We start from the raw sequence: 8557 nt of genomic DNA, 5'->3' as shown, positions 1-8557 counted from the left end.
TCCGGCGGTGGCTTAAAAAGCCGTTGAGCCGATGAGGAGCAGGAGTGCGGATACACCATCAGGGCACATAGATGCCGAATATACGTTTGCATCCACCTCTTAATCAATCCAAGCTTGACTTCTGGGCGGGACCATATACGCCGGAGGCGTTAATCTACAGGCACGAAAGAGCATTCCATGTTCTGCTCCTCGTCCACTTCCACAATCGCCACGCAGGGCGGTCGTTCATCGCGGGGGGAAGTCAGGCTTCCGGGATTGAGCATCTGCACTCCACTGACAATGGACCAGTCTTGAATATGGGTGTGCCCGTAACAGACCAGATCAAAGTTCGGCCCGAAGGAATCTGCTACGTTTCGGGATACCTGTGAACGTGATCCCCAACCGTGAGCTATGCCGATGCGCAATCCGTGGAAATTTACGGATTCCAGCGGTTGCAGATAATCGGAAAGTGCCCATTCATCACAATTTCCTAGGGCTGCGTGAAAATTTGGGTGCTGACAGAAGAATTGCCACATGGAAAAGGTGGTCATGTCCCCGCAATGCAGGAGCAGATCCGCATCTGCGAGATACTTATTAAAAACCTCCGTGAGCCTGTTGTCCGGCTCACGGAGGTGGGTGTCAGATATAACTGCGATTTTCACGGGAATTACTTCTGCGGGGCCGCATCCGGGTTGGTGGTCATCTGCGGTTTGGGCTTATTGGGATCAATCTTGGCATCCCTGACCTGTTTGGCCCGATAGCTCAGGTAAGCATCTCTGAGAGCGAGGTAAGGATCAATAGAGCCTTCCTTGAGGGATTCGTATTCACCGATGTGGAATGAAAGTTTGTTGATCTGGTTGTAAGCTCCGGCTGAAGCGGAATAGTACCAAGGGATGCCGAACCACCAGAAGGGGTTGAGCACAAAGGTGTCGATTCCCAGACCTACAGAATCACGGATGGTGGAAGGACCGAAGAAAGGCAGCACAAAGTAAGGACCGTTGGGGATACCCCAGACGCCGAAAGTCTGTCCCATGTCCTCGTTACCGAGGTAGAGGGGCATGGTGGACTGTGCCTCACCTACAACGTTGCCGAGTCCGCCCAGTCCGAAGAGTGAGTTGGCAACAAATTTGGATGTTTCAGCTCCCGCTGTATAAAATTTCCCCTGTAGCAGACAGCTTGTCAACCGTACGGGGTAGAGCATGTTCTGGAAAAAGTTGTTGGTCCAAGTCCTTGGTCTGAGAGGAACCGCCCACATATAACCCTTAGTGACGGGTTTCATGATGTTGAAATACAGGTAGTCGTTGAACTTGAACATCGCACGGTTATAGCCCTGCCACGGATCAGAGGCACTGGCTTCTTCGTTATGTGCGGAATCGCCCCACATGTCCTCGCTGAATTCATCCTCGGCGTATTCTTCAGGATTGTTTTCTACGGCACCGATTACACCGGCACCTACCTGCGCGAGCATTACCGGGTTCTTAGCGTCCTCTGATCTTACCTGTGAAGGAAAGGTCAGCAGGATCATTGTCAGAACCAGAAAGGCGAGAATTGTTGTGGAATAGTTCCGGGTCATGGTTGTTTCCGTTATTTAATGCCGTTTTCAGCAGTAGCTTTGGGGTTAGTTTTAAGTTCAGCGCATTTTTTTTCAAGGCGAATGAAAAGTTCTTTCTTGCTGGCCTCGAAAGTTTGGTCATTAGTAGTATCAAGGATGCCGGTAAATTGGGTGCGATAGTTCTTTACCAAACTTACACCTTCAATTTTTACATCATAAACATCCCATTCTCCGTCAGTAAGCTTCATGCGGTAGAAAACCGGGATATCCTGTTTGCCGGTCAGCAAACGTGTATCAACCTGAGCATATTTTCCCTTAATAATGGTCTCTTTGTCAAATGCGACTTTTTCACCGGAATATTCCCCGACACGCCCGAGGTAGGTCTGCTCTAGGAGGTTGGTGAAGAGAGAGACAAATCTTTCTTTTTCTTCCGGGGTAAACTTAAGCCAAGGGCGTCCCACGGAGCGTTTGGATAGCTCTTCGAAATTGAAAAAATCCTTTATGGTTTCACGGATTTTGAGGGCCATTTCCGGGTGTTTATCGGGATTGCCCTTGTATTCAGGATTGTTGAGAACTTCAATTACTCCCTGAATTCCAGACCGTAGCCTGACCATGGGGGAGTTCTCTGCTGCAAAACCAGCCCCGGCTGAAAGACAGAGGAGCAAAACTATAATGACTATGGATAATGTTCTTTTCATTTTTGAGAACCGATTATTTATTAAGTTGTTTTTTAGACTTTGCCAAAAACATAGTTGCTGATCAAGTCTTCAATATCAATTGCGGACTCAGTTTCAATTATAACTCCACCTGGTTCAATGGGGTCACCCACACCGCCGGGGGAGATTTTGATGTACTTGTCCCCGATCAGCCCGCTGGTTTTAACCGAGGCAATGGCATCATCGGTAAGCTCGATGCGTTTTTCAATGCTCAAGGTCAGCACGGCTTTCTGTTTTTCCAGATCAAGGTCAATCTTATTCACATAACCTATGGGAACGCCTAACATTTCAATAGGGGAATTTACCCTTAGTCCGGTCACGTCGTTAAAGTTGGCAGTCACATGGTAGTGGTCGTCTGTAAACATATGCACATCACCAAGTTTGACGCTCATGTAGATAATGCAAAGCAGGCCGAGAAAGACAAATATGCCGACTGCTGTTTCCTTGGGGTATTTTTTCATGCCGGAATCCGTGTCCATTTAATTACTGTTCAAGTCACCAATGTATTTGGTGCAATCCATTTTCATAACTGAAGGATCAAGGGGAGCCATTGTCAAACGCGGGTTTTCGCGCTTTTCACCTTCACGATCCAAAAATTGACGCAGGTAAGGTTCATCTGTTGCCAGAAGTTCTTCCTTCTGTCCCTTGAAAATAGTTTTACCTTCGCCGAGAACAACAACATAGTCGGCGATGGTTTCCATGCTGGCCAGATCATGGCTGACAACTACGACGGTCATGTCAAACCTTTCCTTGAGTTCAAGGAGCAGGCTGTCAAGTTCTGCGGAGTTGATGGGATCGAGACCTGATGTGGGTTCGTCGCAGAAGAGAATATCCGGATCCATGACCATGGCCCGGGCCAGCCCGGCTCTTTTGCGCATGCCCCCTGAAAGTTCATTGGGGTAATAGTCCATGAACTTTTCAAGTCCCACCAGGCTGAGCTTGGCCTTGACCACTTCGTAAATCTCCGGCTGCTTAAGCCGGGTATGTTCACGTAGGGGCAGAGCCACGTTATCGAAGAGATTCAGTGCGCCTAACAGCGCTCCATCCTGAAAAAGAACGCCTATACGCTGTTTCAGACAGCGGAAGGCCTTGCGTTTCATTTCGTAAATATTGTGTTTACCCAGATAGACGGCTCCGCCCATGGGGGTATTCAGCTTGAGGATATTTTTGAGCAGGGTTGATTTTCCGCAACCTGAGCGTCCAAGTATGACGGAAATTCCTCCGCCGGGAAGGGTCGCGTTTATGTCGGAAACCACGGGACTGTCATCGTAGCCGATAGTCAGGTTTTCGATTTTAATATCCGGTGCGTTGGTATTCATGGGGCCCCGTTAGAAAAGCAGTGAGGTCATGATGTAGTCGGACACAAGGACCATGACACAGGACATGACGACTGCGGTTGTTGTTGCCTGGCTGACGCCTTCGGGGCCTTTGCCGTCTTTGCGGTGGTGGGTGAAGTAACCTTGAAAACAGCATATCGTACAGACCAGAACGGCAAAGACGATGGATTTGCTGAATCCCGCAGAAATATCTTCCCACGAGAGGGATGTGTATACCCGGTGGAAATAAACACCTGAGTTACCGCCCAGCAGAGCTACTCCGGTCAGGTAACCGCCTACAATGCCGATGAGGTCGAAAAGGGCGGTCAGAATCGGGAATGAAATAAGTGAAGCAACAATCTTAGGACTGACCAGATAATTCATGGGATTGATATCCATGAGTTCAAGGGCGTCAATCTGTTCTGATATGCGCATGACCCCGATTTCTGCGGTCATGGAAGATCCGGCCCGGCCGGTGAGCATAATGGCGGTGAGTACCGGACCCAGTTCGCGTACCAGCGAGAGGGCTACGGCTGCGCCAAGGAAACCTTCAGAACCGAATTTTGCAAGGGCGTAATAAGTCTGGAGCCCGATGACCATGCCGGTAAAAAGTCCGATCAGCGATATTACAGTAATGGACTTTACTCCGATAAAGTAAAGTTCCTTGATGGTTTTATTGAAAATACCCAGCGAACTGAAAATACGAAACAATCCGTCAATGAGGAAAATGAACATGGCTCCTGCTTCAGCAAGAATATTCATGAAACACTTACCGAGCATATTGAACGGAAGGAGTAATTTATTTTCAGTTTCGGCTTGAGACATTGTCAGTTGGTTACCACAATTTGTTTTTAATACGTTAATTAAAATTTTATAATGAATTAGTTGGGAACTAATTTAGGGTATGACTAGACGGTCCACTTAGCATAATGATCTACAAAATAAAAGAGTGAAAAGGTTCCGGGAGCAGTATTAAAACCTTTCGGGCTCATTTTTCGCTGACCCTGATTTAGTCTTCGTCATCAAGGCCGTTTTTGTTTTCCCACCAACTGGGCGGCGGGCCGAGATACCACCAGTCTTTATGGTCTGTTTCAGCTATCTTATCGGCTAGTTTCTGGCCTTCTTCAGTGCGCAGTCTCTTCAGTGCCGATTCCAGCCATTTCCCGGCATAGGGATTGCCCATATCCAGCTCTTCTTTAAGGTTAAGGATGAAGTCCAGCTGGTCTGCGTCCTGAGCCAGTTTAGATTCAATGGTTTCGGCCTCTTCCAGTTCTTCCCAGTGGGGGAAAATTTTATCTTCCAGCCCGGTGCCGGCCAATGTATGGCGCAGAGCCTTGTCCCGGTAGCTGCGATTGTAGATCCGGTTTACGTAGTTGAAATCTCCGGTGCGGGCTTCGTGCAGGTCATGGAAAAGGCACATAAACACAGTGCGGGCCATGTCTGCCTCGGCCATATCAGCAAGAACGTAACCCAGTACTGCTACCCGGTAGGAATGATCGGCTACGGATTCTGAGCCTGTGCCCAAAAACTGGTATCCGGTTCGTGGAGTTTTGCGCAACATGCCGACTTCAAAGAGGAAGTCGGCAAGTCTGGTCATCTTATCGCGGTTTTTGAGATTTTTCATCATATAAATATCTGATTCTATCTTAATTTGGATTGTTATGATCTGTAATCAGCGTTGATGTTGATGTATTCACGGGTCAGGTCGGAAGCTTGAAGTATGGACGAACCTTCGCCGTCACCGAGGGTTATGTTTACTTCAACATCCTGTTTGCGCATGATCGGTTCCAACAGGGCGTCCATGTCGCCTTCAACTGGCTTGCCTTTTTCAAAGACAACGATCTTGCCGAAACTCAAGGTCAATTTTTCGGGGTCGAATTCAGCTCCGCTACGTCCTGCTGCGGCTACAATGCGGCCCCAATTGGGGTCTTCGCCGAAAAGCGCGGTTTTGACCAGCGGTGAATTGCCAACTGCCCGGACCATGAGTTCCGCATCTTCATCTGAGGCTGCTCCGTTGACCTTGATATGCATAACTTTGGTTCCGCCTTCAGCATCCTGCACGATCATATAGGAAAGCTGCTGACAGATATCAAGCAGCAGGGCTTCAATGGCATCCTGTAATTCGCTGCTGTCAGCTTTTACTCCAGAAGCTCCGTTGGCAAAGGCCATGACCGTGTCGTTGGTGCTGGTGTCGCCGTCAACAGTTACGCAGTTGAAGCTTTTGTCGATGCAGCGACGCAGGGCTTCCTGCCACCACTTTGGATCTACTTCGGCATCGCAGGTTACGAAGCCGAGCATGGTGGCCATATTCGGAGAGATCATGCCTGCACCCTTGCACATGCCGAGCATGCGTACAGATTTACCCTTGCATTCAATTTCGCCCCAGGCCAGTTTGGGAAATTTATCAGTGGTCATGATGGCTTTAGCAGCTTTGACCGGATCGTTTTCAGCAAGTGCACCTTTTAGTTTAGGTGCTGCCTCGCGCCATTTCTCCATATTAAAGCGCGGCCCGATGACTCCGGTGGAGGAGGGGAGCAGGTCACGGGAATTCAATCCCAGATACTTTGCGACCAGCACAAGGCTTTCCCGGCAGTCTTCAATTCCTTCCGCTCCTGTGCAGGCATTAGCCAGACCGGCATTAATTATGGCACCGCGGACAACTTGAGATTCAGTGAGAATCTCCTTGCCTACGGTAACCGGGGCAGCCTGAAATTTGTTCTTAGTAAAAACTGCTGCGGCAACAGCAGGAACATCACTGAGAATCAGGGCCAGATCGTTCCGGCCGCTGTATTTGAATCCAGCCTCGAGGGCTGTGAATTTATATCCTTTGGGGGTCTTAAGCATGGTCTGTCATCCTCTGGAATATCGTGTCAACGCTAGTGTTGACGGTAATTTTTTGTTGTTACTCTCTCAAAAAAAACTCTGCAAGGTAAAAGAAGCGATTAAAACAAAAGTTCTGCATTTATGGACAAAAAAAGGGTCTGTTCCCGCAAGAACAGACCCTTAATATCATCTGAAAGTGGTCAGATTAGTTCAGGAGGTCCTTGCGGACGTATTCAACCTGAGCTTTGGTTCGCAGTTCGGTGAGGAATGCATTGAACACTTCGTTGGCACGCTGCTGGAACAGAGCATTCATAACCATTTCTTTCTGGGCTTCCCATGCTTCTTCCTTAGGAGGAATGCGGTCGTCAACACGGGCGACGATGAATCCGCCGGGAAGTTCGAAAACCTCAGACATCCACTGGTCTTTTTTGGTTGCAAAAGCAGCCTGAGCCAGCTTGGGGTTCATGCCCAGACCGGGAACAAAACCGTCGCGGCCGAAAGGCTCGGAAGTTTTGAGGTCTTTCTTGATGGACTTGAGTTCCTTGGCAGCGGTTTGCTCGTTTGTCAGCTGGGCCACGATAGCCATGGCTTTGACCTTAGCGAGCTGCATGGCTCTCTGCTGGGAAAGGAAGCTATCGATGTCCTGTTTCTGATCCTTGAGCGGGCTCAGGGTCGGAGGAACGTCTTCTTCTTTCTCCACGAGGATGTAGCCGCCGTCAATGGCAACAGGCATCTCAGTTGCGCTGCCTTTAGGCAGAGCGATGATGGTCTGGGCTGCACTTTCGGTCATGCCGAAGGCACGGGAAAGGTTCTGCACAGTGGCCTGTTCGCTTTTCTTGAATGCAACGCCGATTTCGTCAGATACTTTGTCCAGCTTCAGGCCGGAAGCAAGTAAGTCAATGGCGTGATCCAGTTTGTCTGTGATGGAGTCAGCTGCTTTTTCCTGAGCGATCATGGAGCTGATTTCATCTTTTACCTGATCAAGTTCCTTCTGACCGGCTTCGCGGACATCGTCAATTTTGATCAGGTGCCAGCCAAAGCGGGTGCGGACAGGCTTGCTGACTTCACCTTTTTTCAGTGCAAAAGCTGCATCTTCAAAAGGCTTAACCATGGCACCGTGGCCGAACCAGCCCAGTTCTCCGCCTTTGGAGTTGCTGGGGCCTTCAGAATATTTCTTAGCCAGTTTGCCGAAATCCTGACCGGACTTGGCTTTGGCGAGAACTTTTTTGATTTTCTTTTCAGCAGCAGCAACGTCTTTATCAGGCGCGTTTTCATCCACAGTGATCAGGATGTGGCGGGCCTTAAGCTGTTCTTCCTGCTGGAAAGATTCTTTGTTTGCTTCGTAGTATGCTTTGATTTCTTCGGGAGTTACTGTCTCGTTGATAGAGAGTTCTTCCGGAGTGAAAGCAATGTACTTTACAATAGAACGGCCCGGAATGGTGAACTTGTCCGGGTTGGCCTTGTAGAAAGCTTCAATTTCCTTGTCGCTGATGTTCATGTTTTTAACGAAATCAGCACCGGAAACATAGTAGTAGTCGATCTGAACTTTTTCAGAAGCAGAGTCGAAAAGGGCGCGAGCTTCTGCTTCAGTGGGTTTGACCGGCAGAGTCACATATTCCTGAAGCTTTTGGATCAACGCGCTGTTACGCATGTCGTTCTCAAAGGTGGCAGCGGACATTTGCCTGCTTTGCAGGAAAGCCTGATAGAGATTCATGTCGAATTTGCCGTCTTGGTCTGCAAAAGCGGGAATCTGGCTGATGCCGTAAGAAAGTTCGCTGTTGGAAACAGAAATACCGAGTTTCAGGGCTTCAGCTTCCAAAAGTTTTTTGCTGACCAGCTGCTCAAGAACAGCTTTCTTGAATTCAGGTGCCTGAAGTTGGTCGGAGTCAATGGTGGGATTTTGGGCCCGCAATGCTTCGGCGGTTTCGCGGTAGACCTGCATGAATTCCTGAGTGGGCACAGGCTGGTCATTAACGTATGCGATTACCGGGTCGGTGTCGCCGTTGAATCCGCCGGCACCGAAGGCAAAAATAAAAACTGCGATAATGATACCGAAAGCGATTTTGATGCCCCAGCTCTGGGCATTTTGGCGCAGAATGTCCATCATGGCTTCTTCCGTCTCCGTTTGCAGCAGGTGCTGCTTTCAAATGTTGATTCTATTTACATAGGTA

At 49.0% G+C, this 8557-nt stretch carries 9 protein-coding genes; all 9 read right to left on the bottom strand.

The features are described 5' to 3' along the window. Window positions 1-149: 149 nt before the first annotated feature. A complete protein-coding gene (locus D0S45_18780) occupies window positions 150-641 on the bottom strand; it encodes a YfcE family phosphodiesterase (protein TIH12266.1) in 492 nt (163 codons plus the stop codon). A 5-nt stretch (window positions 642-646) separates the two neighbouring features. Next, complete coding sequence (locus tag D0S45_18775) at window positions 647-1552, bottom strand: VacJ family lipoprotein (GenBank protein TIH12265.1); 906 nt, start codon at window positions 1550-1552, stop codon at window positions 647-649. A gap of 11 nt (window positions 1553-1563) precedes the next feature. After that, window positions 1564-2229, bottom strand: coding sequence for an ABC transporter substrate-binding protein (locus D0S45_18770; protein TIH12264.1), 666 nt, complete (start codon window positions 2227-2229; stop codon window positions 1564-1566). A 32-nt stretch (window positions 2230-2261) separates the two neighbouring features. Continuing rightward, window positions 2262-2708, bottom strand: a complete 447-nt coding sequence (gene mlaD, locus D0S45_18765; GenBank protein ID TIH12271.1) for an outer membrane lipid asymmetry maintenance protein MlaD — start codon at window positions 2706-2708, stop codon at window positions 2262-2264. 18 nt (window positions 2709-2726) lie between these two features. Continuing rightward, on the bottom strand, window positions 2727-3566 hold the full coding sequence (locus tag D0S45_18760; protein TIH12263.1) for an ATP-binding cassette domain-containing protein: 840 nt from the start codon (window positions 3564-3566) through the stop codon (window positions 2727-2729). A 9-nt stretch (window positions 3567-3575) separates the two neighbouring features. Continuing rightward, window positions 3576-4388 carry an ABC transporter permease gene (locus D0S45_18755; protein TIH12262.1) on the bottom strand — a complete coding sequence of 271 codons (813 nt, stop codon included), beginning with the start codon at window positions 4386-4388 and terminating at the stop codon, window positions 3576-3578. A 184-nt stretch (window positions 4389-4572) separates the two neighbouring features. Then, window positions 4573-5190 carry an HD domain-containing protein gene (locus D0S45_18750; GenBank protein ID TIH12261.1) on the bottom strand — a complete coding sequence of 206 codons (618 nt, stop codon included), beginning with the start codon at window positions 5188-5190 and terminating at the stop codon, window positions 4573-4575. Window positions 5191-5222: 32 nt separating this feature from the next. Then, complete coding sequence (gene argJ / locus D0S45_18745; GenBank protein ID TIH12260.1) at window positions 5223-6407, bottom strand: bifunctional glutamate N-acetyltransferase/amino-acid acetyltransferase ArgJ; 1185 nt, start codon at window positions 6405-6407, stop codon at window positions 5223-5225. A 184-nt stretch (window positions 6408-6591) separates the two neighbouring features. Continuing rightward, a complete protein-coding gene (locus tag D0S45_18740) occupies window positions 6592-8493 on the bottom strand; it encodes a peptidylprolyl isomerase (GenBank protein ID TIH12259.1) in 1902 nt (633 codons plus the stop codon). Window positions 8494-8557 lie beyond the last annotated feature (64 nt).

This window comes from Marinifilum sp. JC120 (assembly GCA_004923195.1).
GTDB lineage: Bacteria > Desulfobacterota > Desulfovibrionia > Desulfovibrionales > Desulfovibrionaceae > Maridesulfovibrio.
Note: the sequence above shows the minus strand (reverse complement) of the source record. Positions and strands in the feature narration are given on the sequence as shown.